Genomic DNA, 216 nt, shown 5'->3' on the forward strand with positions numbered 1-216 from the left:
GGCACAGAGCTTTACACAACTCCGGTCGTTGCGATGGCTGCTGACGTCCGGTGAGGCGTTGCCCACCGCGGTGGCACTCGAGGCACACGCACAGTTGCCGGACACCAGGATTCACAATCTGTACGGTCCCACCGAAGCCGCGGTCGACGTGACGGACGTCGACGTGACGGGAAGCGACAACGTCACCATCGGCAAGCCCATCAGCAACACCACCAC

At 63.0% G+C, this 216-nt stretch carries 1 protein-coding gene; it reads left to right on the top strand.

The window, feature by feature from the left end; translation table 11 throughout:
* Positions 1–216, top strand: a 216-nt coding sequence (locus GOSPT_RS19755) for an AMP-binding protein (protein ID WP_005208378.1), incomplete at both ends; no start/stop codon positions are given.

This window comes from Gordonia sputi NBRC 100414 (assembly GCF_000248055.1).
Classification (GTDB): Bacteria; Actinomycetota; Actinomycetes; order Mycobacteriales; family Mycobacteriaceae; genus Gordonia; species Gordonia sputi.